The organism is Rhizobium favelukesii (assembly GCF_000577275.2).
In the GTDB taxonomy this organism is placed as follows: domain Bacteria; phylum Pseudomonadota; class Alphaproteobacteria; order Rhizobiales; family Rhizobiaceae; genus Rhizobium; species Rhizobium favelukesii.
The window spans coordinates 3,580,419-3,606,306 of sequence record NZ_HG916852.1 but is presented as its reverse complement, the minus strand read 5'-3'; the positions used below and the strand labels follow the sequence as shown (position 1 = coordinate 3,606,306).

The 25,888-nt window shown below is 60.4% G+C and carries 25 protein-coding genes and 2 pseudogenes; 16 read left to right on the top strand and 11 right to left on the bottom strand.

Annotated features, from left to right (window positions below; all coding sequences use genetic code 11):
- Nucleotides 1–3 precede the first annotated feature (3 nt).
- Nucleotides 4–961, top strand: a protein-coding gene (locus LPU83_RS56400) for an IS630 family transposase (RefSeq protein ID WP_112334086.1) whose coding sequence is annotated in 2 segments (ribosomal slippage) — nucleotides 4–354 and nucleotides 356–961 — 957 coding nt in all. Because the reading frame shifts where the segments join, the coding sequence is not laid out codon by codon here.
- Between the two features lie 12 nt (nucleotides 962–973).
- On the opposite strand, the gene trhO is transcribed toward LPU83_RS56400, so the two are convergent.
- From trhO to LPU83_RS56385, 3 genes are read right to left on the bottom strand one after another with little or no spacing between them, the layout of a single operon-like run.
- Complete coding sequence (trhO, locus tag LPU83_RS56395) at nucleotides 974–1,915, bottom strand: oxygen-dependent tRNA uridine(34) hydroxylase TrhO (RefSeq protein WP_024315832.1); 942 nt, start codon at nucleotides 1,913–1,915, stop codon at nucleotides 974–976.
- A 46-nt stretch (nucleotides 1,916–1,961) separates the two neighbouring features.
- A complete protein-coding gene (locus LPU83_RS56390) occupies nucleotides 1,962–2,870 on the bottom strand; it encodes a CHAD domain-containing protein (protein WP_024315833.1) in 909 nt (302 codons plus the stop codon).
- On the bottom strand, nucleotides 2,848–3,336 hold the full coding sequence (locus tag LPU83_RS56385; protein WP_024315834.1) for a CYTH domain-containing protein: 489 nt from the start codon (nucleotides 3,334–3,336) through the stop codon (nucleotides 2,848–2,850). Before LPU83_RS56385 ends, LPU83_RS56390 begins: the two co-directional genes overlap by 23 nt.
- A 156-nt stretch (nucleotides 3,337–3,492) precedes the next feature.
- On the opposite strand from LPU83_RS56385, the gene LPU83_RS56380 reads away from it, so the two are divergent.
- The 4 genes from LPU83_RS56380 to LPU83_RS56365 all read left to right on the top strand — a co-directional run bounded on the left by LPU83_RS56380 (nucleotide 3,493) and on the right by LPU83_RS56365 (nucleotide 5,927).
- Nucleotides 3,493–4,131, top strand: a complete 639-nt coding sequence (locus LPU83_RS56380) for a 2-dehydro-3-deoxy-phosphogluconate aldolase (RefSeq protein WP_024315835.1) — start codon at nucleotides 3,493–3,495, stop codon at nucleotides 4,129–4,131.
- A gap of 109 nt (nucleotides 4,132–4,240) precedes the next feature.
- The gene (locus LPU83_RS56375; RefSeq protein ID WP_024315836.1) at nucleotides 4,241–4,951 is read left to right on the top strand and encodes a tellurite resistance TerB family protein; all 711 of its coding nucleotides are present in this window, start codon (nucleotides 4,241–4,243) and stop codon (nucleotides 4,949–4,951) included.
- Between the two features lie 71 nt (nucleotides 4,952–5,022).
- The gene (locus LPU83_RS56370; RefSeq protein WP_024315837.1) at nucleotides 5,023–5,715 is read left to right on the top strand and encodes a GNAT family N-acetyltransferase; all 693 of its coding nucleotides are present in this window, start codon (nucleotides 5,023–5,025) and stop codon (nucleotides 5,713–5,715) included.
- Nucleotides 5,712–5,927 (top strand): hypothetical protein, encoded by a 216-nt coding sequence (locus LPU83_RS56365; protein ID WP_024315838.1) that lies wholly within the window; start codon nucleotides 5,712–5,714, stop codon nucleotides 5,925–5,927. The genes LPU83_RS56370 and LPU83_RS56365 overlap by 4 nt, the downstream gene beginning before the upstream one ends.
- Nucleotides 5,928–5,934: 7 nt before the next feature.
- Here the strand turns inward: LPU83_RS56365 and LPU83_RS56360 are convergent, their stop codons facing one another.
- From LPU83_RS56360 to LPU83_RS56350, 3 genes are all read right to left on the bottom strand, one after another.
- Nucleotides 5,935–7,014 carry a nickel/cobalt transporter gene (locus LPU83_RS56360; protein WP_024315839.1) on the bottom strand — a complete coding sequence of 360 codons (1,080 nt, stop codon included), beginning with the start codon at nucleotides 7,012–7,014 and terminating at the stop codon, nucleotides 5,935–5,937.
- Entirely contained in the window at nucleotides 7,008–7,649 is a 642-nt protein-coding gene (locus LPU83_RS56355; RefSeq protein ID WP_024315840.1) for a DUF1007 family protein, read from the bottom strand. The genes LPU83_RS56360 and LPU83_RS56355 overlap by 7 nt, the downstream gene beginning before the upstream one ends.
- A gap of 84 nt (nucleotides 7,650–7,733) precedes the next feature.
- Nucleotides 7,734–8,627: a LysR family transcriptional regulator gene (locus LPU83_RS56350; protein WP_024315841.1), complete on the bottom strand. Its 894-nt coding sequence runs from the start codon at nucleotides 8,625–8,627 to the stop codon at nucleotides 7,734–7,736.
- Nucleotides 8,628–9,196: 569 nt separating this feature from the next.
- Between LPU83_RS56350 and odc2 the strand changes: the two genes are divergently transcribed.
- From odc2 to LPU83_RS56330, 5 genes and pseudogenes are all read left to right on the top strand, one after another.
- On the top strand, nucleotides 9,197–10,330 hold the full coding sequence (gene odc2, locus LPU83_RS56345; protein ID WP_024315842.1) for an ornithine/lysine decarboxylase: 1,134 nt from the start codon (nucleotides 9,197–9,199) through the stop codon (nucleotides 10,328–10,330).
- Between the two features lie 143 nt (nucleotides 10,331–10,473).
- A complete protein-coding gene (locus LPU83_RS56340; RefSeq protein WP_024315843.1) occupies nucleotides 10,474–11,064 on the top strand; it encodes a GNAT family N-acetyltransferase in 591 nt (196 codons plus the stop codon).
- 892 nt (nucleotides 11,065–11,956) lie between these two features.
- Complete coding sequence (locus tag LPU83_RS75390; protein ID WP_037070062.1) at nucleotides 11,957–12,187, top strand: DUF6719 family protein; 231 nt, start codon at nucleotides 11,957–11,959, stop codon at nucleotides 12,185–12,187.
- Between the two features lie 87 nt (nucleotides 12,188–12,274).
- Entirely contained in the window at nucleotides 12,275–13,285 is a 1,011-nt protein-coding gene (locus LPU83_RS56335; RefSeq protein WP_024315844.1) for a serine hydrolase domain-containing protein, read from the top strand.
- A gap of 103 nt (nucleotides 13,286–13,388) precedes the next feature.
- Nucleotides 13,389–14,539, top strand: a pseudogene (locus LPU83_RS56330) (GGDEF domain-containing protein).
- Between the two features lie 115 nt (nucleotides 14,540–14,654).
- On the opposite strand, the gene LPU83_RS56325 reads toward LPU83_RS56330, so the two are convergent.
- The 3 genes from LPU83_RS56325 to LPU83_RS56315 form a co-directional block, all read right to left on the bottom strand.
- Nucleotides 14,655–15,644, bottom strand: coding sequence for a WD40 repeat domain-containing protein (locus tag LPU83_RS56325; RefSeq protein WP_024315846.1), 990 nt, complete (start codon nucleotides 15,642–15,644; stop codon nucleotides 14,655–14,657).
- Entirely contained in the window at nucleotides 15,644–16,756 is a 1,113-nt protein-coding gene (locus tag LPU83_RS56320; RefSeq protein WP_024315847.1) for a CobW family GTP-binding protein, read from the bottom strand. The genes LPU83_RS56325 and LPU83_RS56320 overlap by 1 nt, the downstream gene beginning before the upstream one ends.
- 123 nt (nucleotides 16,757–16,879) lie before the next feature.
- Nucleotides 16,880–17,671 carry a creatininase family protein gene (locus LPU83_RS56315; RefSeq protein ID WP_024315848.1) on the bottom strand — a complete coding sequence of 264 codons (792 nt, stop codon included), beginning with the start codon at nucleotides 17,669–17,671 and terminating at the stop codon, nucleotides 16,880–16,882.
- Between the two features lie 142 nt (nucleotides 17,672–17,813).
- Here LPU83_RS56315 and LPU83_RS56310 point away from each other — a divergent pair, with 142 nt between their 5' ends.
- The 3 genes from LPU83_RS56310 to LPU83_RS56300 all read left to right on the top strand — a co-directional run bounded on the left by LPU83_RS56310 (nucleotide 17,814) and on the right by LPU83_RS56300 (nucleotide 20,470).
- Nucleotides 17,814–18,359 (top strand): MarR family winged helix-turn-helix transcriptional regulator, encoded by a 546-nt coding sequence (locus LPU83_RS56310; protein WP_029710136.1) that lies wholly within the window; start codon nucleotides 17,814–17,816, stop codon nucleotides 18,357–18,359.
- A gap of 120 nt (nucleotides 18,360–18,479) precedes the next feature.
- Nucleotides 18,480–19,502: a LacI family DNA-binding transcriptional regulator gene (locus LPU83_RS56305; RefSeq protein WP_024315850.1), complete on the top strand. Its 1,023-nt coding sequence runs from the start codon at nucleotides 18,480–18,482 to the stop codon at nucleotides 19,500–19,502.
- Nucleotides 19,503–19,522: 20 nt separating this feature from the next.
- Nucleotides 19,523–20,470, top strand: coding sequence for a 2-hydroxyacid dehydrogenase (locus tag LPU83_RS56300; RefSeq protein WP_024315851.1), 948 nt, complete (start codon nucleotides 19,523–19,525; stop codon nucleotides 20,468–20,470).
- A 55-nt stretch (nucleotides 20,471–20,525) separates the two neighbouring features.
- Here LPU83_RS56300 and LPU83_RS56295 read toward each other — a convergent pair.
- Nucleotides 20,526–20,901: pseudogene (locus LPU83_RS56295) on the bottom strand (COG4315 family predicted lipoprotein).
- Between the two features lie 259 nt (nucleotides 20,902–21,160).
- On the opposite strand from LPU83_RS56295, the gene LPU83_RS56290 reads away from it, so the two are divergent.
- Together LPU83_RS56290 and LPU83_RS56285 are read left to right on the top strand one after the other, a co-directional pair.
- The gene (locus LPU83_RS56290; protein WP_024315852.1) at nucleotides 21,161–22,066 is read left to right on the top strand and encodes an adenylate/guanylate cyclase domain-containing protein; all 906 of its coding nucleotides are present in this window, start codon (nucleotides 21,161–21,163) and stop codon (nucleotides 22,064–22,066) included.
- Between the two features lie 364 nt (nucleotides 22,067–22,430).
- Nucleotides 22,431–23,471 carry a fatty acid desaturase gene (locus LPU83_RS56285; protein ID WP_024315853.1) on the top strand — a complete coding sequence of 347 codons (1,041 nt, stop codon included), beginning with the start codon at nucleotides 22,431–22,433 and terminating at the stop codon, nucleotides 23,469–23,471.
- A 227-nt stretch (nucleotides 23,472–23,698) separates the two neighbouring features.
- On the opposite strand, the gene LPU83_RS56280 is transcribed toward LPU83_RS56285, so the two are convergent.
- Complete coding sequence (locus tag LPU83_RS56280; RefSeq protein WP_024315854.1) at nucleotides 23,699–24,478, bottom strand: gamma-glutamyl-gamma-aminobutyrate hydrolase family protein; 780 nt, start codon at nucleotides 24,476–24,478, stop codon at nucleotides 23,699–23,701.
- Between the two features lie 298 nt (nucleotides 24,479–24,776).
- On the opposite strand from LPU83_RS56280, the gene LPU83_RS56275 reads away from it, so the two are divergent.
- The gene (locus LPU83_RS56275) at nucleotides 24,777–25,886 is read left to right on the top strand and encodes a TRAP transporter substrate-binding protein (protein ID WP_024315855.1); all 1,110 of its coding nucleotides are present in this window, start codon (nucleotides 24,777–24,779) and stop codon (nucleotides 25,884–25,886) included.
- The last annotated feature ends 2 nt before the right edge of the window (nucleotides 25,887–25,888 follow it).

Here is a 25,888-nt window from a genome sequence, read left to right as displayed (position 1 = left end):
CACATGGGTAAATCTCATTCTGTTGATCTTCGTCAGCGTGTTGTTTCCATGGTCGCTAGCGGCCAATCACGGCGAGCCGCTGCCCGTCATTTCGCAATCAGCGACAGCAGTGCGATCAAGCTGCTGCAACGCCGGGAGCGGACTGGGCTGATAACCCCCGCGCGTCAAGGAAGGCCACCAGGTGCAGGGAAACTGTCGGCGTTTCGCGATTTCCTGGTCGCACAGGTCGAAGGCAAACCGGATATCACCATGCCAGAGCTTGCCCGTCGCCTTGAGGATGAACATGGATTGGTTATTCCACCATCGTCCCTGTCGCGGTTTTTGATAACGCAGGGATACACATATAAAAAAACAGATAATGGCGTCGGAACGCGCTCGCGCTGATATCCGAAAGGATCGTGATGTCTGGATTTCGAAACGCCAACCCCGGATGCGATTTGAACCGCATCGACTTGTTTTCTTGGACGAAACCTCGGTGAACACAAAGATGGTGAGACTGCGTGGGCGCTCCCCGCGCGGCGAGCGTCTCATCACGGATGCGCCCTTTGGCCACTGGGGGACACAGACATTCATTGCAGGCTTGCGCTGTTTCGGTCTTACTGCGCCCTGGATTATTGACAGGCCGATGAACCGGGAAATCTTCGACACCTACATCGAGACCCAGCTTGCGCCGACACTCGAACCAGGCAATGTCGTCATCCTGGATAATCTTCGCGTTCACAAGAGCGATAAAGCCAAAGCCTGCCTCAAGGAAGTTGGTGCGTGGCTCCTGTTTCTGCCGTCTTATTCGCCAGATTTGAACCCGATCGAAATGGCCTTCGCCAAAATTAAGGCCCATCTCCGAGCCGCCGCCGCTCGCACGTTTGACGCACTCTCAAATGCGCTCGGATCCATCTGCAACCTCTTCAACAGCCAAGAATGTCGAAACTATTTTACAGCCGCAGGCTATGGGTTCGATTAAAGGTACGGCGCTCTAGCCTCCGATGTGCTTCTGCCCGCGCTTCTTGGCGAGCGCAATCTGGTGCTGCCGCTGGCGGTAGCGCAGGCGGTCGTCTTCGCTGCGCGTGTGGTAGCAGTTGCTGCAGGAGACGCCTTCCTCATGGTAAGGTGAGGTGATCTCCTCGGCCGTGATCGGATTGCGGCAGGCGTGGCAGAGCCTATGTTCGCCTTCCTTCAGGCCGTGCTCGACCGACACGCGTTCGTCGAAGACGAAGCAGGCGCCGTCCCAGAGGCTTTCTTCCTGCGGGATTTCCTCGAGATATTTCAGAATGCCGCCCTTGAGATGGTAGACCTCGTCGAAACCCTGCTCCTTCATGAAGGCGGTTGCCTTCTCGCAGCGGATGCCGCCGGTGCAATACATGGCGATTTTGGGCTTGTTGTGCAGGCCGGTATTGTCGCGCACCCAGTCGGGAAATTCACGGAAGGTCTTCGTCTTCGGGTCAACAGCGCCACGGAAGATACCGATCGCCGTCTCGTAGTCGTTGCGCGTATCGATGACGATCGTGTCCGGATCGGAGATCAGAGCATTCCAGTCCTGCGGTGCCACATAGGTGCCGACCACCTTGTTGGGGTCGATGTTTTCGACGCCCATGGTGACGATCTCTTTCTTGAGCTTCACCTTCATGCGAACGAAGGGCATCTTCGATGCGCGGCTTTCCTTGTGCTCGAGCGCGGAAAATTCCGGCTGGGCACGCAGATAGGCAAGCACCGTCTGAATGCCCGCATCCGGGCCGGCGAGCGTACCGTTGATCCCCTCATGCGCCAGAAGCAGCGTACCCTTCACGCCATTTTCTTCGCAAAGCGCCTGCAGCGGCTCGCGCAGGCTGTCGAAGCGCGGCACCGAAACGAAATGGTAGAGAGCCGCAACGAGGAAGGGGCTCGTCGCAGACGTCGGTTGTGTGAGCGTGTCTGTCATGCGGCTGCAAATACAGCTTTCGGGTCTTCTGCGCAATTGGGGCGTTTCAGCTCACCTGAGCCCGCCACAGCAACTCGATCCGATCCGCTTCCTCTTGCGCATCATCGGCGAAGACGTCCTCTGCCCGTTCCAACGCCGCATGTCGGTCCTCCTGCTGGCGGAAGATGATCGCATCCAGCAGATGTGCGAGGTCGTCGGCATTTGAAAAATGTTGCGGCTCGGCCTCCACCAGTGCGCAGAGCACGTCGAGGTCGTGAATATGGCCGAGCAGATCGATCAGGCTGCTCGTCACCTCGTATTTCGCCTTCATCGCCGTTGGCCAGAGCGGTCGAAGCAGCCGTTGGTATGCCCGGTAGTCCTGTGCCCGTTTGCGCAATGTGTGAAAGGTTTCCGCCGAGGCTTCGGCCTGGCAATGCTCGATGGCTTTCCTCGCCTTCAACGTCGTCTTGCGCCAGCCCTTGGCGACAAGCCGTGCAGTCCGACGCGGGCCGCCGTTGAAGTGGACCTCCCCCACCGCTGCAATGGCGTCCCTCAGCACCTCCGGCGTTTCGGTGAGCTTCCTGTCGATATCCGCCTCGGCATCGGCCATGTGGTCGCGCCGGCTTTCCAGTGCCGCGACAATGTGGCCAAGTGCTTTTGCCTCTTTGGCGTCGCGGGCGTTTTCCTTGAGGTAGGCGGCGGTCTCGATCAGCGCTGTCGCGTCTCGGATCGCCGACAGGGACTTCGCCACATCACGAAGCCGAGCGTTCTCGCGCTCGCAAAACTCCGGCACTTCGCTGGCCACGAGGCGGTAAAGGGAGCGCAGGCGCTTCAGGTTCTTGCGAAAGGCGTGGATCGCCTCGTGCTTGCCGTCAGGCCTCTCTGCAAGCGTGTGGATCGCATGAGAGAGCTGGCCGCCAGCGGCCTTCCTGAACTCTGCAGTGAAACTGTGGTCAGGCCGTATGCGAAAGGGCATGCCGGTCGCGCTCGTATTCAGTGGCAAGCGCCTGGTTTGAATAGCGGAAATCGCCTGTCACCTCGCGGCCGATCCATGAAGGCAGCGCGGGGTTGTCGCTCTCCGAGCGCATCTCCACTTCGGCGATCACCAAGCCACGATGCTGTCCGGCAAACACGTCGACCTCCCAGACGAAACCGCCGTGGGGGACGCGATAACGAGTCTTCTCGATGATAATGCCGATCGCGTCATCGAGCAGTTGTTCGGCGTCGGCGACGGGAATATCGTATTCGAATTCCTCGCGGGTCATCGTGCTGCGGCCGATCTTGACCGTCAGCCGTGCCTTCATATTGTCGAGCACGCGCACGCGCACGGAGCGATCATCCATCGAGGCGATATAGCCTTGTTTTAAAACGGATTTCGTCTCCGCTCCGGAGCGCCAGGCATCGCTGTGCACCAGAAACTTCCGCTCGATTTCTTTCGCCATTCCCGGTGAACCTTGTGTGACGATTTAATTACGCTAGCCTAATTTCATCGCCATGGGTACCCATTCTATTCCAAAGATCGGTTTCGGCTCGACAAAGCCTACCCTTGGGGTTATTTCGGGTCCCGAATTCAATCGGTTCAAAAGGATCACGCGGCCATGGGCGAGAAGACAGAAAAGCTCCTTTCCATCCTGAAACTCCAGCCAGTTGTCCCGGTCCTGATCGTCGATGACGTCAAGTCTGCCGTTTCGCTGGCGCGCGCTCTTGTCGCAGGCGGGCTGAAGGCAATCGAGATTACCATGCGCACGTCGGCCGCACTCGATGCTGTCCGCGCCGTTGCCGACGAGGTCGAAGGCGCCGAGGTCGGTGCCGGAACCATCCTCAATGCCGCTCATTGGGACGCCGCGGTTGCTGCCGGCTCGAGGTTCATCGTCAGCCCGGGCGCGACGCAGGAACTGCTCGATGCCGCGCGCAGTTCGTCCGTTCCCCTGCTGCCGGGTGCTGCGACCGCAAGCGAAGTCATGGCGCTGCGCGAAGAAGGCTATCAGGTGCTGAAGTTCTTCCCGGCAGAGCAGGCCGGCGGCGCTGCCTATCTCAAGGCGCTGTCCTCGCCGCTCGCCGGCACCGTTTTCTGCCCGACCGGCGGCATTTCGCTGAAGAATGCGATGGACTACCTGTCGCTGCCGAACGTCATCTGCGTTGGCGGCTCCTGGGTTGCGCCGAAGGAACTGATCGCCGCTGGTGATTGGGCCGGCATCACCAAGCTCGCGTCGGAAGCGGCAGCGTTGAAGGGCTGATTTCGGGACAGACCCATCATTCGATGCAGGTGGATTTCCCGCCTGCATTTGTATTTCCGTCGCCAATACCTATCTCCCATCTGGCCTCTAGACAGGGAGATGATGAGGAATGTTCGACGCGAAGAAGCTTCTTGAGCAGTTCTTGGGTTCGCAGGTGCCGGGTGTCGGCGGTTCTGTCCGTGACCGGGCGGGTGACGCGGTCCAGATGGCCAAGGACAATCCGTGGAAGGCCGGCGCGCTGGCAACCGCGCTTCTCGGAACCAAGACCGGCCGCAGCATTGCCGGCAATGCACTGACCATCGGCGGTCTCGCCGCGATCGCCGGCCTCGGCTATCAGGCCTACAGGAATTACCAGGCAGGGCAGGCGCCCGCGACGCCGTCCGACGCGCCGCCGCCGAAGACGGCCGTGCTGCCACCGCCCGCCGAGTCCGGGTTCGGCGCCGCTTCGCCCGCTCAGAGCAACGAATTCGTGCTCGTTCTCATCCGCGCCATGATCGCGGCGGCGAAGGCCGATGGTCACATCGATGATGGCGAACGCGCGCTCATTGTCGACAAGGTCAAGGCCGCCGATGTGAGCGGCGAGGCAGCCGCCTTCATCGAACGGGAGCTGTCGCAGCCGACGGATATCGATGCGCTGGTCGCAGCCGCGGTCACCGAGGAGCAGCGGGTGGAACTCTACACCGCCTCGCGCCTGACCATCGAGCCGGATTCGCGCGCCGAACGCGGCTACCTCGATCTGCTGGCCGGCCGCCTCGGCCTTCCCGATGCGCTGGTCGATCACATCGAGGCGACGGTTTCCTCCGCCAAGGTCAGTTTGTAAAGGGCATCCTCCGGCCAGTTGCCTTTCCCGGGCGGCTGGCCTAAGCCATGTCTCCTTATCTGGAGGAGCGCATGCGCGATCTATCGAATTTCAAGGGTTGCCCGGCACCACAGCCGGTAACCCTTAAGGGCCGTTTCGTCACCGTTGAACCCTATGTCCGCGAGCAGCATCTGCAGGCCTTGTGGGATGGACTGGGTGGCATGGCTATCAACCCGCTGCTGCGCTATTTCGCCCAGCCCGACTTCACCGGCATGGAGGATTTCTCCAACTGGCTTCATTCGGTCGCCAAATCGGGCTGGCTGACGCACATCTTCCGTGACAACAGCTCCGGCAAGATCGTCGGCATGGCGAACTACATGCGGGCAGATCCGGCCAATGGCGTGATCGAGGTCGGCGGCGTTGCGCACGGTCCCGACATGAAGCGCTCGCCGCTCTCCACGGAAGTCCATTACCTCATGGCCAAGCATATCTTCGAGGCGCTCGGCTACCGGCGCTACGAGTGGAAATGCGACAATCTGAACGAGGCAAGCAAAACGACCGCGGCCCGCTACGGCTTCACCTTCGAAGGCGTGTTCCGACAGCATATGATCTCCAAGGGCCGCAATCGCGATACCGCGTGGTTTTCGATGATCGATTCCGAGTGGCCCGTCTTGAACGCCGCGTTCGAGGCCTGGCTGTCGCCTGACAATTTCGATGCGGACGGCAAACAGAAGCGCCGACTGGAGGATATCCGCGCCGAGATCAGCAAGGAGCAGGCGGTATGACGGCTCCGAAATCGGAAAGCCGGTCGCAGGCGATTGCCGCGGCCGTCATCCTCGCGGCGGCAGGCCTCGTGCTCTATTTCATGCCGACCATCGTTCTCAAACTCGGCAGCTACTCGCCTTATCTGGCGGCTGCCGTCGGCGCCTGCCTGGTTTTCGCTTTCTTTGTTGTCTTCTGGCTAAGGGCGCGATACCAGCGCGGCCGCGGCAAGTAACGCTTCCCTAACCCTGCAGCGAGGCGCCGAGCAGCAGCGCTCCCATGGCAATCACAAGCAGGGCGCCGAGAATTTCGATCGTATTCCCGATCCAGATCGAAGCGGCAGAGCCGCGGCCGGCAAGCCGCATCGCGGTGCTCTTGGCGGTGACGGCAAGCGTCGCCAGGATCGCGACTGTTATGGCGGTGCCAAACGACATGGCGATCACCGACAGCACGCCGCCGAGATAGAGGCCGTTCAGCAGCGAGAAGGTCATGACCAGCAGCGCGCCGGAGCAGGGGCGCAGGCCGACCGCGATGATGGCCGACCAGGCTTCCCGGATGTTGAAGTTCGCCGCGCCGAGCAGGGACGGGTCGGGCATGTGCGACTGCCCGCAGGTCTCGCAGGCCATGCCCGCAATGAACCTGTGCCCGGCTTTGAGCGCTTGCGCCTCGCCGAAGGCGTAGCTGGCCCCCTGCTTCTGTGCCTCGTTGTCCCTCCAGTCCAGCATCATGCTGACGGGCCCGGAGGATGTTGCCATGACTTCGCGGCGCGGCATGCCGGCGACGATCGCGCGCAGCTTGCGAAACAGCAGCCAGCAACCGAAGAGGACGACCATGATGAAGCTCGCGATCTCCATCGCCTGTGTCGCTGCGGTCAGGGTAATGCCGGTGCCGCGCAACACCAACCATGCCCCGCCGACGAGCGCGATCGCCACAAGCCCTTGTAAGAAGGCGGACACGAAGGAGATCGACACGCCGCGTTTCAACTCGATTTCGTTCGCGATCATGTAGGAGGAAATGACAGCCTTGCCGTGTCCGGGACCGGCGGCATGGAAGACGCCATAGGCGAAGGAGAGGCCAATCAGTGTCCACAGGTCCCAGGAGTCATCCCGCATGGCTTTGAGCGCGCCGGTCAGCGCGCGATAGAAGGCTTGTTGTTGCGCATTGACGTAAAGGAGAATGGGCGCGAGCGGACCGCCGGTCGGCTGGAAGCTCGGCTCCGACGTGCCGATGCCGAGCGGCGATTGCGCATGCGCGACCGCTATGCCCGCGACGAGCGCGAGTGCTACACCGAGGGCAAGCGGTCGAAGCCGGTGCCTCAGCATGTCACGTCCAGCCGCGTCGCAAAAAGCTTCGACATGTTCGTCCCCGTCGGGTCGTTGAAGAAGGCGTCGGTCAAGGACTGCTTGTTCTCGGCGATCACCTGGTCCGCATCGGGGCGGACGACCTGGTGCTTGCAGCTTTTGAAGCTGTCTCCGACCAGGACCAGCTCGTTATCGCTCGGAAAGTCGATCGACGTGTAGAGCGTCGGGTCGTAGACGCCGAAAGTCAGACGGCCCTTGAGCGGCATTTTTTCCGCCGGCTTGACCGCGAAGAACATCAGGAGCTGGCCCTGCTTGTAGTCCACATGGATCAGATCGGGCTTCTCGACCTTGATGTTCTTACCGTTCATCGTGAGGTTCATGTAGTAGTCGTAGTCGACCAGCGAATCCCGCACCGTCTTACCGACCTCGGCCAGCTCGTTCGGATCGAGCTTCAGGTCGGTGTTCTTGTCGAAATCCAACACGACGGATGAAGAGAAGACCTCGTCGAAGCGCCAGACGTTGCGCAGTTCGGCAACATTGCCGTCATCGTCGGCGACGACCTCCAGCCGTGCCTCGACGAACACGTGCGGGTGCGCAAGGGCGGCGGCTGGCAGGAGCGACAGGAGCGACGCCATCAGGAATGTCGATTTCTTCATGGGTGCTCTGCGGGATCCCGTTGTTCATTTGAGTCCTTGCCAGTAAATGGGACGGAATTGGGACCGGCTGCGTCGACAAGGCGGTCAGGGGTGCTTCCTGAACCAATTGTGAAGATAGTCGACGAAGATTCGCACCTTGGCCGGCAGATAGCGGCGGTGCGGGTAGACGGCATAGATGCCGCGATCGGTCGGAATGTAATCGTTGAAGAGCGTCACCAGCTCTCCGTCTTCGATCGGCTTGCGGGCAATGAAATCGGGGATCAGCGCAACGCCGATGCCGGCAAGGGCGGCACGCAGCGTCGCATGGGGGCTGTTGACTTCCATGGGGCCGGTAACGGCAACCGCGAAGGAGCTGTTGTCCGGATTGTAGAAGCGGATGCTGCCCTGGCTGCGCGCGTTGGTGTCGATGATGAAGGGGACGTTCGCGAGATCAGAGGGGTGGGCGAGCTCGGGATGGCGTTCGACGAAGTCGGGCGTTGCGCAAAGATGGACGCGGAAATCCGAAATCTTGCGGGCGATCATGCCGGAGTCCTCGAGCTTGGTCACGCGGATCGCGACGTCGAAGCCTTCCTCGATGAGGTCGACGAACCTGTCGTCGGCCGCGATATCGAGGGTGAGATCGGGGTTTTCCTTGGCGAAATCGATCAGCGACTGCCCGACATCGGCATCGACGAAGGTGCGCGGCACCGAGACCTTCAGCCGGCCCTTCAGCTGCGCGTTGTTCTCGCGCACGAGATCGGCAAGGTTGTCGATTTCTTTGAGGATGTCGGAAGCGGTACGATAATAGGTGTGCCCGGCTTCGGTCATCGAGAACTGTCGGGTCGTGCGGTTCAATAGCAGGGCGCCGAGTTCGTCCTCCAATTCACGCACGTATTTGGACAGCAGCGCCTTGGAACGGCCGGTGCGCCGCGCCGCGGCCGAAAAGCCTTCTGCTTCAACGACATCGATGAAGGCGCGGATGCGGGTGAGGGTGTCCATGGCTGTCGTCTCCGAGCGCGTCGAACCGGAAGTCAAATCAATCGCTTGCCTGCCGTTTCACCACGTTGAACAAATTGCGGTGTATTGTTCAAATATTTTCTGCCGGGAGATGCGAAAAAACCGCTTGATTATGACGGCGAATATTCCTATCTCGTGTTCAGCCCAAAGTCGCACGTGCCCATGGGTGTCCGCCGAACCCTCGAATTGGTGAGGAAATCGGTAAGGTACCTGGAATTAACCCCTCCAGTCGCTATTCCGGCCAACCGGAAAATGCGAGGACGCCTGAAGCAACGACGGTGCGGGCCTTTTTGTTCTCTCCCTGCTTTCCATCAGCGGGGGTTACTGAAGAGGCACACCTTCATTGCCGGAAGTGCGGTTGGGATTCTCCCTCCAATCCATGGCAGACAAAGCCGGATCCATGTCGCTTAAGCGGCGTTGATTCATCATTTGCGCGATCCAAGCGCTTGCTAAGGTTCCGGGGTCTCCACCGGCTGGTTCCTATGCGAGTGATTGGTTGCCCTTTGTCCTCCGGGTTTTCCCGGAGCTCTGGAATTGGAAGAGGGATTGATATGACCACTCAGCGCATCCGCGACTTTCTCGCAACCCGACGTCCCGATGGTCCCTGCCTGGTGGTCGACCTCGACGTCGTGCGCGACAACTTCTCTGCTTTCCGTCATGCGATGCCGGACAGCGCGATCTACTACGCCGTCAAGGCGAACCCGGCTCCTGAAGTCCTGAAGCTGCTCGCCAACATGGGTTCCAACTTCGATTGCGCGTCTGTCGCTGAAATCGAAATGGCGCTCAACGCCGGTGCGACGGCTGCCCGCATTTCCTACGGCAACACGATCAAGAAGGAACGCGACGTTGCCCGCGCGCATGCGCTCGGCGTCAGCCTCTTTGCGGTCGACAGCCACGAGGAAGTCGAGAAGATCTCGCGTGCCGCTCCCGGCGCCCGCGTGTTCTGCCGCGTCCTGACGGATGGCGAAGGCGCTGAGTGGCCGCTGTCGCGCAAGTTCGGCTGCGTGCCGCAGATGGCTGTCGACGTTCTCGTCTACGCTCATCAGCTCGGTCTCGAGTCCTACGGCGTGTCGTTCCACGTTGGTTCGCAGATGACCAAGGTCGATGCCTGGGATTCGGCCCTGGCCGATGCCAAACGCGTCTTCGTCCAGCTGGCCAAGCAGGGCATCCACCTGCAGATGGTCAACATGGGCGGCGGCTTCCCGACCAAGTATCTGCGCGATGTTCCATCGGCGGAAGCTTACGGTCGTGCGATCTACCAGAGCCTGCGCAATCACTTCGGCAACCAGCTTCCGAAGACGATCATCGAACCGGGCCGCGGCATGGTCGGCAATGCCGGTGTCATCAAGACGGAGGTCGTGCTGATCTCGAAGAAGTCGGACAACGACGCTGCCCGCTGGGTGTTCCTCGACATCGGCAAGTTCGGCGGGCTCGCCGAAACGATGGACGAAGCCATTCGTTACCCGATCCGCACCGAACGTGACGGCGACGAAATGGAGCCTTGCGTGATTGCCGGCCCGACCTGCGACTCGGCCGACGTGCTGTACGAAAAGAATCTCTATCCGCTGCCGATCTCCCTATCGATCGGCGACGAGATCCTGATCGAAGGCACCGGCGCCTACACGACCACCTATTCGGCGGTCGCGTTCAATGGCTTCGAGCCGCTGAAAGCCTACGTTATCTAGCACATGACCCCTCAGATCTTCTGATCCGAGGAAAGGCTCATGGGCCAAGGTTCGACTTTGCCTGCCCCGTAGCCAGCCGGGGCGGCACCCTCACAATTCATATCAATCGCCGCTCATAACGGTTTTGGGTACGGGAGGCCACGATGGCCGCTGTTCTTGAATCTGTCCGCGCATACTTTGCGCCGTCTGTCTTCACCATCGACGCCGAAAATCCCGGCGATGTCGTCGCTCGCGAGAATTTGCTCGATCGCGCCATGGGTCCGAACCGCCGCAAGAAGTCGTCGGAGAAGATCCGACGCGGCCGCGTTCCGGCAGACGGTCTGGCGCTGGTTGCGCGCGATCGCGATGGCCATGTGATCGGCACCGTGCGCCTGTGGAATGTCGAGGCAGGCGTCAATGCTGAGGGCACGCCGATCAATGCGCTGTTGCTCGGACCGCTGGCGGTCGATTCCAGCTTCGAAGGCAAGGGCGTCGGCTCGGCATTGATGCGGGCTGCGGTTCTGGAAGCCAAGAATCGCGGACACGGGGCGATCCTGCTTGTCGGCGACGCCCCCTACTATGAGCGTTTCGGCTTCTTTGCAGAGAAGGCTCAACATCTCGTCATGCCGGGCCCCTTCGAGCGCTCGCGCTTCCTGGCGCTGGCGTTGATCGAGGGCTGGCTTGATGGCGCGGCCGGCATGATCGTCCCCTCGGGACGCATGCTGGCCACCGCACCGGTCCGCAGGGCGGCGTAATCGGCACGGCCTCTCCCCGAAAGGGGAGGGGCTTTTTTGTTGTCCCGTTTTTCCGGAAATCAAGTTTAGGAGCGCCGGAAGACCCGGCGAACGCGTAGCCTAAACTTTTACGACTGCTTGCCCCCTTAGGCTTCAATCATTTGACGACGCTTGCGTCGATGAATTGAGTTCCGGCAGTCTGAACGACATTTTCAGGTATAGCGGCGATGAAGAACATCGTGAAAGCATAAACCGCGAATATAGTCGCTGCGGCAGTGGCCCTTAGAATCATTCATGCACTCCTATTCTCAGGAGTCCAATGTGGGCTCAAAAAGTGGCTTTCCAAAGAGTTTTCTGAACGCCAGATGAACAAAAAACTGTGAGAGCAAAAATTAATGATATTTTAGCAACACCTGAGTTTCGCCCTGGGGTGGATGGAATTCCCTGTTTGTTCTCGTAAATATGCAATTATCTCAATCATATAGATGAAATTTTGGGCAGACGTTTTCCGCTCCTGACGCAGGTTTTATTCGATTGCCTGGTCATCGGGCAGGGAGCCAGGTTCATGAACCGGTCCGCCTTCCGTTCATATTTCGGCGCTCAATGATGGTTGCCAAGGCTGGGTCGGATGCCGTCAGAGTTGATGATCCATCGGGGAACCGGGGTCGGGAGACGCTCCTGCCGATCGTGAAAACCCGGAAAGCCGGTGCGATCGGGCAGGCGATGCAGCCTGACATCCGACTCCAATACCCAATCGCCTGCCCATTCCCATCAGGCAAACCACTACGAAGCAAAGCTTCGGGCGGCGCGTTGGGGTGCCTGCGCGATGCCCGCTTACGCCTTTCGGATTCGTTGCGTCGACCTTCATTCTGTAAGATTGTAAATTAGCAATGCGATATATGAAGGTGCGCAAATGACACGTTCAAGTTTGATCCTAGTATCCATTTCATTGCTTTTCGCGATTTCCAGTGTTGCACCGGCAAGCGCCGAGATCCAGACCGTCACATCCAAGCCAACCGTGGAGTCGCTAGCGCCCGGCCAATCAGTACTCTTTGACGACAAGAGGTGCCCGAGCGGTATGATCGCCAAGTTCACCAAGGCGCAGAAGCGACCCTCGATGAAACGTAGCTGCGTTCATCAGTGACGGCATGGCGATCATAAACTTTCACGTCCGCGTGAGCCGCGCCGGGCGGGCGATGACTTCGCGGTGCGCCGACGCTAGCTCAGCGGGATGATCACGCGCCTCGCTTTCTTCGTCGTTCTTCTGCTGTCCCCATTCGCTGCCACCGCCGAGCAGGAAAACGGGCGGACGACAGCTCTCCTGGAGAGCTTGTCTTCACGCGAGGATCTAAAACCGCTTAAGACGGTGATCGTCGCCAGGAATGGGCGGACTGTGGCGGAGCAAGGCTATCGCGGCCACACAGCGACCGAATCCGTCAACATCAAGTCCGCGTCCAAATCGATCATCTCGAGCCTCGTCGGTATTGCCATCGAAAGGAAATTGCTCGAAGGGCCGGAGCAGAAGATCGCTCCCATCCTGAGAAACGATCTGCCCGCCCATCCCAATGCGCGGCTCAACGAAGTCACCATCGGCGACCTGCTCTCCATGCAGGCAGGACTTGGTCGGCTGTCTGGTCCCAACTACGGTCGCTGGATCTCCTCCCGCAACTGGGTGCGTTTCGCGCTTGCTCAGCCCTTCGCCGACGAGCCGGGCGGCCAGATGCTTTACTCGACCGCTTCCACTCACCTTCTCTCGGCGATCCTGACAAAGGTCGGCGGGAAATCGACGTTGGCTCTGGCTCGCGAATGGCTCGGGCCTGTCGACGGTTTCCGAATCGGCGCCTGGGAGCGCGACCCGCAGGGCATTTATCTCGGCGGCAACCAGATGGCGATGACGGCTCGCTCGCTGCTGGCTTTCGGCGAACTCTACCGCAACGGCGGCAGGACCGCTGACGGCACGCAGGTGGTACCGGCGGACTGGATCGCGCAGTCGTGGCAGCACCGCACCAATTCCCGCTTCTCCGGCGACGACTATGGCTACGGCTGGTTCTCGCGGCAAATCGGCGGCGAAGAGGTCCACTTCGCCTGGGGTTACGGCGGCCAGATGCTCTACATCGTGCCCTCTTTTGGCATGACGGTCGTGATGACATCGGACGAGAGCGGCCCATCCGCGCGCACCGGCTATCGCGATGCGCTGCATCGGCTTCTGGCCGAGATTATTGCAGCCAGTCGCGCAACCTGATGAGCGATTTCGGCACATCATTAAAAAACAAGCGAACTGTAAAATTAAAATTCAATAGCGCGGTTATAAGGTGCGCCAGCCATAGGTTGGAGAGTGCCCGGACATGATGCTGGACCTGAGAACGATCTACGTCGTTTCGGCCATGACATGTCTGGTCCTGGGCAGCGTGCATCTCGCGGCGCATCGGAGCGGCCGCTTTGGACGCTGGCCGGCCTGGTGGGGTGTCAGTAATCTCCTCATCGGTATCGGCTCCTTCTGCGTCTCCCTGCGCGATTTCGTTCCTTCGTTCGTCTCCCTCGACGCCGGCAACGTCTTGACGATCGCAGGCTACCTCCTGACGTTCTTTGCCGTTCGTGTCTTCGCCGAGCGGCCGGTCGGCGAGCGCTACTGTGTGCTTGCCATCGCCTGCATCAGCTTGCCCGTACTGATGTTCACGGGAGATCCCGCCGCGGTATCGGCCCGCATCCTCTATGTTTCAACCGTGTGCTGCCTCTGTGATCTCGCAATCCTGCGGGAAGGCCTCACCATTCACCGGCGCGAGAAGCTGTTCTCGGCCGGGCTGCTCGCTTGGCTTTATATGCCGACGGCAGCGATCTTCCTGGTTCGCAGTCTGCTTGCGGCATCGGGCCGGATCTCCGGACCAGGCGTCTTCGGCGACAATCCCGTTCATAGCTGGATGGCGGCCACCGCATTGGTGTTCCTCGTCCTGCGCAGCATGGTCATCGTCCTGATGGCCGCCGAGCGCAGCAGGAACAAGCTCATCGATCTGGCGCATCGTGATCCGCTGACCGGCGCGCTTAATCGCGGCGGTCTGGCGCAACGCCTGCTATTCAGGCGAGCGCAGTCGTTTGCGCTGCTCGCCATCGATATCGACAATTTCAAGCAGTTGAACGACCAACACGGCCATGTGCTGGGCGACGATATATTGCGGCTCTTTGCCCGAGTGGCGCAGGCGGTGCTGCGGCCCGGCGATCTGCTGTCCCGTCAAGGCGGCGACGAGTTCTTGGCCGTTCTGAAGGACATGCCCGATGCCGAGGCGGTGCAGACCGCCGAAAGCATAAGGCTGGCGTTTTCAGCTGCCGTCATGCGGGGTTGGCAGTCTTTCCGACCCTCAGTATCGGCGTTGCCGCCTCCGGCGAGACAGGTGTCGATTTCGAGCAACTGCTGCGAAAGGCAGATGAGGCGCTATATGCCTCCAAACGCCGGGGTCGGAATCGCGTCGAAGCGTCGGCAAAGGGCGAGCAGGCCGCATGACCAGCGTGCGGCGGCGAGGGCCTCTTCGCAAAAGGGGACGAGGCACCACTGCCTTGCGGTGCCTCGCTTACCCCTAATCTCAAGCGCGGTATTTTGGGCGGCGCGCTCTTGCTGCCTAAGCCGCGATGTCGACCACGCCGCAATCGCCGGCTTCGGACGCGAAGGCCAAAAGCTTGCCGTTCTTGCTCCAGCTCATTGAGGTGATCGCGCCTTTGCCGGGACGGCGCAGCAGCGCTTCCTTGCTGTCGGCGACGCGGACGGCGAGGATCATGCCGTCGATGAAGCCGATGGCGAGAATGTCTTCGACGGGGTGGAACTTCACTGACGTCGCCATGATGTTGGCGCGGGTACCGAGTTCGAGCGGCGCCTTGCCCATCGGGCCGTCCTTGCCCTGGAACGGCCAGACGATCGCGGCCGGCGCACCTGAGGAGGCAAGCCACTTGCCCTTCGCCGACCAGGAGAGCGATTTCACCTTTGCAGGATAGCCGGTCATGCGCATGTGCCGGGCCTCGGCGCCGGCCTTGCTGTCGAGCTTCCAGCCGTGCAGCGCATTCTCCTGCATCATGGTGACGAGGAAGTTGCCATCCGGCGAGAAAGTCACGCCGGTGTGGGCGCCCTTCCATTCGAGATCGACCGGTTTGGCAGCTGTGCCGACCCAATGCAGCGACACGCCATTATAGCGCGCAGCGGCAATGCGCATGCCCTTCGGGGCAAAAGCGAGGCCTTCGACGGTGCGCTCTTCGGTAAATTCCTTGGTCATGCCGTCTGCGAGACGGACGAACGCACTCTTGCCGTAGGAATAGGCGACGGCACCCTGAGGACCGGCGGCAAGCTGCGATATCCACTTGCGCGGCGCGCTGGCAAGCTCCGTCACACCGGCGTCAGCCGCCATGCGCAGTACCTTGCCGTCCTCGCCACCGGATATCAGGCTCTCGCTGTAGGGATCTCTGATGCAGCTCAGCATGCCCTGATGGGCTTCCGTGACCTTCTCTCCACCATCGAGGCGGTGGAAGGTGCCGGCGGCATTGGCGAAGAAAGGGGTGTCACCTAAAAATTCGACGGCCAGGATATGGCCGTCGAGGTCAAACGGGGCAACTGTCGGCATCAGGCTGCCGCCTCGCACGCCTTAAAGGAGGCTTCGAGCTTTTCGTGGTCGAGTTCGCGGCCGATGAAGACGAGACGGGTCTCATGCTTCTCGCCGTCCCTCCACGGACGCTGGTGATCGCCTTCGACGATCATGTGGACGCCCTGCACGACATAGCGTTCTGCATCGTCCTTGAAGGCGATGATGCCCTTGAGGCGCAGGATGTTCGGCCCCTGCGTCTGCGTGACCTTCTGGATCCAGGGGAAGAAGCGCTCGGGGTTCATTTCGCCGCCGCGCAGCGAGACCGACTGCACCGTCACGTCATGGATCGGCGACATGGCGCCATGATGATGGTGATCATGTCCATGGTCATGATCATGGTGATGGTCATGATCGTGGTCGTGATCATGCGCGTGGTGATGGTGGTCGTGATCGCAATCCGGACCACAGACGTGGTCGTCGTGGTCATGATCGAGGAAGTGCGGATCGTTCTCCAACGCGCGCTCCAGATTGAAGGCACCCTGATCGAGAACGTGGGCGAGATCGACGCCGGAACGGCTGGTCTTGTAGACGCGAGCCGATGGGTTGATGGCGTGCACGATGTCTTCGATCTGTGCCAGTTCTTCGGGCGTCACCAGGTCGGTCTTGTTGATCAGGACGACGTCGGCAAAGGCGATCTGGTCTTCCGCCTCGCGGCTATCCTTCAGGCGCAGCGGTAGGTGCTTGGCGTCGACGAGGGCGACGACGGCGTCGAGTTCCGTCTTTGCGCGCACGTCGTCATCCATGAAGAAGGTCTGGGCGACCGGCACCGGATCCGCAAGGCCCGTCGTTTCGACGATGATGCCGTCGAAGCGGCCGGGGCGGCGCATCAGGCCTTCGACGACGCGGATCAGGTCGCCGCGCACCGTGCAGCAGACGCAGCCATTGTTCATTTCATAGATCTCTTCGTCGGATTCGACGATGAGGTCGTTGTCGATGCCGATCTCGCCGAATTCGTTGACGATGACCGCATATTTCTTGCCGTGGTTCTCCGACAGGATACGGTTGAGCAAGGTCGTCTTGCCGGCGCCGAGGTAGCCGGTGAGAACGGTAACGGGGATTGGTTTCTGCTGGGTGGAGATCGCGTCGGTCATGAGAACCTCGAGAGATGGCGCCCGGGGGCGGGGCTAAAAATTCGTCGGTCTCATATAAGGAGTTGCGAGCGGCAGTTCAAAGGGTTTTGTATGTTATAAGATCACATCGCAAGGGCGATGGTTTCAGCCAAGCTGTGTTGCATCGAACGCGTCGACGTCCTCGAGCAGTTCCACCAGGCCTTTTACGGAATGTTGGATCAGTGCCTCGCCTTTCTGCGCCGTTGCAAGTGCTGCGTTGCCCGCGACGCCTGACGGGCTCAGGTCGGGCATCTTCCATCCGAACGCGTGTGGGCCGTAGGCGCGCAGATGTTTGAAGCGGGCAGCAAAGTCAGACTGGCGGGAAGCGAAGTCAGCGGCCTTGCTCATATCGACCTTATTGGGGTGAAGCGCCAGCATGACGGAGGTCTCGATGTCGCCGCCGTGGACGTCGATCGCCTTCGCCTCGGGCGAAATGGTGTCCGGCGGAACACCGAAGCGTGTCCAGCTGGTCGCGACGGCAAGCATGTTGAAACGGACGCGGGCCTCCGTTGCAACGATCGTCATCAGCGGCGAGTTGCCGCCGTGCGCGTTCAGCATCACCAGCTTGCGAATGCCCAGGTCGGAGAGCTTTCGGGCAATGCCCAGCCAGTGCTCGATGGCTTCGCCGTATGTCAGCGTTTGCGTACCGCTGGCGTCCATGTGCTCGATCGAGTAGCCGATCTCCTCCGTCGGCAGGAAGGTCACCGGCAGGGCAGCGGGAAGGGTGGCCTTAAGCCGGGCAACGATACCCTTGGCGATCAGCGTGTCGGTCTCGAAGGGCAGGTGAGGGCCGTGCTGCTCATGCGCGCCAAGTGGCAGAACAGCGATCCACTGGCGGCGGTCTTTGGGCGTCAGGTTCGCATCGTTATCCTCGAAGTCGCGAGAAGGCTCCGTCATCCGGCTAAGACCTCTTGTTTATGACGAAATGATGCGCAATGTCATAACGCAGCGTTCTCAATGCTTAGCGCATAAGCCCTTAAACCGAAATCGATTTAGGGGAGATGATACAAAATGTTCCGGCTCGCTTGCAGGGCGAGAGATGCGCAACACAGCAAAAGTCAAAGGGATGGCGATGGGGAAGAAGCACAAGGATGGAAAGAGGCAGAAATCCAAAAAGAAGGACCAGACCGAATATACGGTCGTCGATCTTTCGCCGGCTTTGACGCAGGCGGCCCGGTCGATGCGCACCGTCTTGTCGCGCAACCTCCTCGAAAGCGGCCTCTATGCCGGCCAAGACGGCGTGATCGTCTTGCTTGCGGAAAGTGACGGCATGACCGCCGGCGGGCTGGCGCAGAAGCTCGGGGTCAAGGCGCCGACCATGACGCGCACGATCGGGCGCATGGAGGCGCAAGGCTTCCTCGAGCGCAAGGCCGACGCCGAAGATGCACGCCTGACGAAAGTCTATCTGACCGAACTCGGCCGCGGCAGCGTCAAGGCAATTGAGATGGCCTCTTCGGCCTGCGACCGGATGGCAACCCAGGCGTTTTCCGAGAAGGAAATTCGCAATCTTGTCCGTCTGTTGAAGGCAATCGACGGCAACTTGCAGTCCGCTGCCATTCCTCTCGATGAGCCTGAGGAAATCTGACAGATTTGTGAAATTACGAATTGCCTCGCTGCGTTTAATCTTTTAATTAAACATTTTAATAACGCTCGACTCTTCTAATTGTCGGGCGCGTAGAAAACCGCGCGTTGCTGGGGAGGACACGTGGCTCAGAAGATCAAGCTTTCGACAATCGCCGAAACGCTCGGCATTTCAACAGCAACCGTATCTCTTGCCCTACGCGACAGCCCGCTGGTGGCTGGCGCCACCCGCGACAAAATCAAGGAACAGGCGCGCGCGCTCGGCTATATCTACAACCGCCGTGCCGCCAGCCTGCGCACGTCTCGCTCCGGCATCATCGGTGTCGTCGTGCACGACATCATGAACCCGTTCTACGGTGAAATCCTGAAGGCAATCGAAAGCGAGCTCGATCGCAGCCGGCACACTTTCATTCTGTCGAATCATTACGATTCGGTCGAAAAGCAGCGCACCTTCATCGAAACGCTGCTGCAGCTTGGCGGCGACGGCGTCATCATGTCGCCGGCGATCGGCACACCGCAAGAGGACATGCAGCTTGCCGAAGACAATGGTATGCCGGCGATCCTGGTTGCCCGCTCGCTGGACGGATTGGACCTTCCGACCTATCGCGGCGACGACAGCTACGGCATTTCGCTTGCCACCAACCACCTGATCGGGCTTGGCCATCGCTCGATCGCCATGATCGGCGGCACCGACCAGACCTCGACGGGACGCGATCGCTACCAGGGTTACGTCAACGCGCTGCGCAAGGCCGGCATCGATGTCGATCCGGGCCTGCGCATTCCCGGCCCGCGCTCGATGCAGGGCGGCTTCGAAGCGGCGGTGCATTTCCTGTCGCTGCCGCAAAAGCCGACGGCTGCCGTCTGCTGGAACGACCTCGTCGCGATCGGCCTGATGAACGGCATCGCCCGCGCGGGTCTCGTCCCGGGCAAGGATATCTCCGTCACCGGCTACGACGATCTCGAGGAAGCGTCGATATCGATGCCGGCGCTGACGACTGTCTGGAATGGCCAGGCGGAAGTCGGACGCCTTGCCGCCCGCGCGCTTCTCGATCGCCTGGCCGGCAGCCACGAGCCTGACGGGCTCCATCTGATCAAGCCCGAGATGCGTATCCGCCAGTCGACAAGCCCCTACCGAGCGCGCCCGTAAGCAAGCCAAGAGGAAATGCCATGTCCCGCATCGCTGTTCTCGTTCCCGGGAAGATACACGAACGCGTCCTGACGCGCCTGCGGGAGAGCTTCGATGTTATCCAAACCGATCCGGTGGCGCTCGATGCGCAGGCTGCAGGCAGAATTCGCGGCGTCGCCGTCTCGGGCACGTTCAACGCCGCCGCGATCGACAGCCTTCCGAATGTCGAGCTCATCGCCAGCTTCGGTGTCGGCTATGACGGCGTCAATGCCAAGCACGCGGCCACCAAGGGCGTCATCGTCACGAACACGCCCGACGTGCTGAATGACGAAGTCGCTGATACGGCGATCGGACTGCTGCTCAACACGATTCGCGAACTTCCGCGTGCCGAGAACTGGCTGCGCGCCGGCAACTGGAAACCCGGACAGAACTATCCGCTGTCGCGCTTTTCCCTGAAGGGCCGGCATGTCGGCATCTATGGTCTTGGCCGCATCGGCCAGGAGATCGCCAGGCGCCTGGAGCCGTTCAAGGTGAAGATCAGCTACCACACCCGCACGCGCCATGCCGATGCGCCATATGGCTACTACCCGTCGTTGAAGGACCTTGCCGAGGCGGTCGATACGCTGATTTCCATTGTTCCGAAAACGCCGCAAACGCACAGGACGATCAATGCGGAAATCCTGTCGGCGTTGGGACCGGACGGGGTCTTCATCAATGTCGGACGCGGCTGGACGGTCGACGAGGATGCGCTTGCGGCGGCCCTGAAGTCTGGAACAATCGGCGCTGCCGGCCTCGACGTCTTCTACGACGAGCCTGATGTGCCGGCCTCCCTGCTCGATCTGCCGAACGCAGTGCTTCTGCCGCACCTTGCATCGGGCTCGGTGCCGACACGCAACGCGATGGCGGACCTGGTGGTCGACAACCTGATCGGGTGGTTCCAAAATGGCAAGCCGCTGACACCGGTGCCGGAAACGCCGGTCAAGGCGTAACTGCGCTGGAGCGGGCACGATTGCGAATGCGCGCCCGTCCAAATTGGCCGCTCAGCTATTTGGCGACATGCCACACGCCACCCACGCCATCGCCTTTCATGTCGCCTGCCATCTTGTCGTCGACAAACATGTAGAGCGGCTTGCCCTCATAGGCCCACATTTCCTTGCCGTCCGCAGCCTTGACCAGCGTCCACTCGCCTTCCGCCTTGGCCTTGGCGGCGGCATGGAAGGCTGGCCATTTCTTCAGGCAGGCCTTGTCGCAGTTCGATTTGTCCTTGGCATCCTTGTCGAAGGTATAAAGGGTCATGCCCTTACTTATCAGTTGCCAGGATCTTGCCCATCTTCGTATCGACCATTTTGGCCGGCTCGGCTGCAAATGCCGAAAGCGCGGTCGCGGCCAGCACGCCTAATGAGACCAGCAGCGTTTTCATGATTTTCCTCCCACTCGAGAGTGCCGGCGAAATGCCGGTAGTGCCCGATATGCCTCATGGAAACGTTCTATCGGCAAAGCTGTTCCGCGGTCCTCCAGCCGCGGCAGAATGTCGCGACCGGTGGGCGACACCGATGAAGGGAGGTGAGCGGGAGGTTTTTCGGCAACGTTTGTTCGCGTCAATTTACATCAATCACAATCGCGCATATTCATTTCGCTTCTCGAACCGCCTTACGTTGATTGGGTAAAAGCGAGACGTCATGAACGAAACTCGGCGCAAGCTGACGACCATCTTCTCCGCTGACGTGCAGGACTACACGCGGCTGATGGGGGCCGACGAGGAAGGCACGCTTGCGATGCTGAAACGCTCGCGGGAGGCGATGTCGGGCCTGATCGTCGCGCATGGCGGCCGGGTGATCAATACCTGGGGCGACGGTCTGATTGCCGAATTCCCGAGCGTGGTCGAGGCGGTGCGGGCTGCCGTCGATGTTCAGAACGAACTTGCAGGGATGAATACAGCCCGGCCCGCGGACGGGCGGATGCTGTTTCGGATCGGCATTAATCTCGGCGATGTGCTCGCCGAAGGCGATGACATCTATGGCGATGGCGTCAACATCGCCGCCAGGCTTCAGGCCTCGGCTGTCGCCGGCGGCATCGTAATTTCCAATACGGTCTACGACCAGGTCCGCAACAAGGTCGCCGTCGGCTTCGATTTCCTGGGACCGCTCGCGGTCAAGAACGTCGCCGAGGCTGTGCCGAGCTACGCGGTCAGGATCGGCGAAGGCGTGGATGGTTCATCGCAGCGGCCCGTGAGCGCCGTGCCGGCGGGGGCCGTCTCGACGCCAGACGCAGGCCCGCGGAGCACGAAAGCCCAAAAGATGGGCGCTCTTTACGCAGTGGCTTCGGCCGCATTGGTGGTGATCAACCTTCTATCATGGCAGGGCGATTTCTGGGCGCCCTGGCCGATTCTTGCTTTTGCCTTTCTAGCGGCGATGACCTGGGTTCGCAGCCAGAACCGCATCGACCGACGCATCGCCGCTCTTGCCGTTGTCGGGCTGGGCATTGTCGCCATCAACCTTCTGTCGTGGCATGGAACATTCTGGGCGATATGGCCGCTTCTCGGCATCGCGGTTGCGGCCGGTATTCGATGGGCAATGCGCAGCTAGCACCGGCGACGGGCGCTTTGAGTGGCAATAGCGGCGGCTGGAATATATCTCGCAGTTCATCCACCAACTAGAATTCCATCTTTTTCGATCGCATTCTCCCGAGTGTCGTAGATGGAAATTGTTATTTCTGTGATTTTTATCTCCAGATTATATTTCTGGGCGCTTCTATCAACCGAGGGCAATCGCTGCTATCTAGGCCGCATTACGCGCTGCGCCGCAGAAAGATCCTCATGGCATACCCCCCGCTTCGCGACCGCGTCGTCATCCGATGCGTCGAAAATGACACCCAGTACAAGGGCGGGATTTCCGCCGTCGCAATAGCCCTCGCCTTTTCGGAATTCATTGCTATTTGCGGAATTGTTCTTTGATTGAGTCCCTTCAGCGCGACCTAAGCCCACCCCTTTCCGACGAAAAGGCTTGGCTCAAGATCCTCGCCAAATATCGCCAGCCGCATCTCAGACGCAGCATTTTCGAACTTGCGGTAACGGCCATTCCATTTGCGTTTTGCTGGGCTGGTGCCTTGGCAGCGGTTCACTACGGCTTCTGGGCCGGGCTGATACTGATTGTTCCCGCAGCCGCTTTTCTGCTTCGCTTGTTTATGATCCAGCACGATTGCGGCCACGGCTCTTTCTTTGCGCGTCGGCGCGTCGACGATTGGACGGGCCGCGTGATCGGTGTCCTCACACTTACGCCCTATGACTATTGGCGCCGGGCGCATGCGGAGCATCATGCCTTGGCGGGAAATCTCGAGGGTCGCGGCGTTGGCGATATAACAACGCTGACGGTGTCGGAGTATAACGGCCGCTCCTGGCCCGGTCGGCTTAACTACCGCCTGTACAGGCATCCGGCAGTCATGTTCGGCATCGGCCCGGCATGGCTGTTCCTATTCAAGCAGCGGCTACCTTTTGGCATGATGCGATCCGGTTCCTTGCCCTGGATATCCACCATGGCGACAAATCTGGCGATCGCGATTATCTCCGCGACATTGATGTGGGCAATCGGAATCCTGCCCTTCCTGCTGGTGCATCTGCCCATCGCCCTACTTGCGGCAACCGCGGGCATCTGGCTCTTCTACGTGCAACATCAGTTTGAGGAAACCCATTGGTCAAGAGAACCGGAATGGCAATTTCCACATGCGGCCCTTCATGGTGCATCGCATTACGACCTGCCGCTGGCGCTTCGCTGGATCACTGGCAACATCGGTATCCATCACGTTCACCACCTGTCGAGCAGGGTACCCTATTACAGGCTTCCGGAAGTGTTGAGAGACCACCCAGCATTGGCCGGTATTGGCCGCATCACCATGATGGAGAGCCTGCGCTGTGTAAAACTGGTTCTGTGGGATGAGCAAAGCCGACGCCTGATCTCGTTTCGCGATGCCGCCAAGCTGCGGCACGCACAATAGTCTTGTCAGTCAAAACCGCAATGTGCCGTTCGGAGCGGATCGGCCTTTGGATAGTTGAAGGTGATATGACTGTGGACGAAGTCGCTGGTACCATTGCATCTCTACGACGCAGCCAACGACAGTTGGCGCCTGCGTCCTCGGTCGCCGCTCCTTGACCCATTAGAGAACAATATCGGCCGACAGCAGTCGCCCGTTCGGGCCAAGCGACATACGCTCAGGACTGCCCTTCAGGCAAGCGCCTCATTCTCGGCATTTGACAGCTTGCCGGCCGCGTAGGCTCTCACCGCATCGCCGAAGGCCCTGAAGATCTGGTTCGAAGGCTTGTCGGTCTCGGCCCAGTATTCCGGGTGCCATTGGACGCCAACCGCAAAGGCTGGAGCATCGATCACCGAGACTGCCTCGATCGTGCCATCCTCGGCGACCGCCTCCACCTTTAGGCGCGGAGCCGTCTCGGCGATGGCCTGGCGATGCAAAGAGTTCACCTTGATCTCGCCAGGGCCGACGATGCCGGCAATGCAGGAGCCTTCTTTGACGAAGACGCTCTGGCGGATCGCGTACATACCGTCGCGGTCGACATCCGCCGGCTTGCGGTGGTCCCATATGCCCGGCTGGTCCTGGATCTCGCTCGCGAGTGTGCCGCCCAGTGCGACGTTGAGTTCCTGGATGCCGCGGCAGATTGCCAGCAGCGGAATGGCGCGGTCGATGGCGCGGCGGATCAGCGGCAGGCTCGTGGCGTCACGCGCGATATCGAAGGGCCCGTCGGCGTCGGTCGCCGTTGCGCCGTAGTAAGACGGATGGACGTTGCTGGCCGAGCCCGAGACGAGAACGCCGTCGACGCGGTCCAGAATCGCGTCCGTGCCGTAGCCTTCCTCGAAGGCCGGAATGATGAAGGCCATGACCCCGGCCGCGTTCAACGCAGCGCGCACATATTGATGCTGGACGGCGTGCCAGCTGGCGCCGTCGAAGGTGCGGATATCGGCAGGAACGGCGACGATCGGCTTCGTCATTTTCACCCCGGTCGGAAGATGCAGTTCATTATTGTGAGAGCCGAGAACGGCTTGGAAGTCAACGTCTCGGCGCAATCACGGGCGGAATTGCGGCATTGTCGGCCGGTGGCTCCGGCCTGTCTTGCCTAACTCGCTGATTTTGATGCAAATGCGCGCTTGGCGCCATATTGCCGTCGTGATGCCAAAGACTAATGGCACGGTGCTTGAAACACGGTTGCCACCGTGCTTAGCTTCCAGCTATTGCTGCGAGCAGAGATGAGGGTTCGCCTCGCAGCGCCATCTATACGGGAGGTTTTTGATGGATCGTCGTTCATTCATGAAGAAGGCAGGAACCGCCGGCGCCGGTGCGGTCGCTGCTGCCGGTGCGCTGGCGGCGCCCGCCATTGCACAAGAGAACCCTAAGATTTCCTGGCGCATGACGTCGTCATTCCCGAAGAGCCTCGATACGATCTATGGCGCGGCAGACGATATCTCCAAGCACCTTGCCGCGGCGACCGACGGCAATTTCATCATCCAGCCGTTTGCGGCAGGCGAAATCATTCCGGGCCTGCAGGCCGCGGATGCCGTCAGTGCCGGCACGGTCGAGGCAGCGCACACCTGCTCCTATTATTTCGTCGGCAAGGATCCGACCTACGCGATCGGTACGGCAATCCCGTTCGGTCTCAACGGACGCCTCACCAATGCCTGGTTCTACGAAGGCAATGGCAACAAGCTGATGAACGAGTTCTACGCCACGCAGGGCATTTACGGCCTGCCGGCGGGTAATACGGGTGCCCAGATGGGCGGCTGGTTCCGCAAGGAAATCAATACGCTTGATGACCTGAAGGGCGTCAAGATGCGTATTGCCGGTCTTGCCGGCCAGGTCATCAGCAAGGTCGGTGTTATTCCGCAGCAGATTGCCGGCGGCGACATCTATCCGGCCCTCGAAAAAGGCACGATCGATGCCTCTGAGTTCGTCGGCCCCTATGACGACCTGAAGCTCGGCCTGCACAAGGTTGCGAAGTACTACTACTATCCCGGCTGGTGGGAAGGCGGTCCGACGGTTCACGCCTTCTTCAACCTGGAAAAGTGGAACAGCCTGCCGAAGCACTATCAGGCGGCGCTGACCGATGCCTGCGCCTTTGCCAACACCAACATGATGGCAAAATACGACGTGAAGAACCCGCCGGCGCTGAAGCAGCTGGTATCGGAGGGCGCGACGCTGCGTCCCTTCAGCCAGGACATCTTGGAAGCCTGCTTCCAGGCGGCCCTCGGCATCTATGCCGAGATTTCCGCATCGAACCCGTATTTCAAGAGGATCTATGAGGATCAGACCGCGTTCAAGCGCGATGCCTACCTCTGGGCGCAGCTATCGGAATACACGTTCGATACGTTCATGATGATCCAGCAGCGCGCCGGCAAAATCTGATC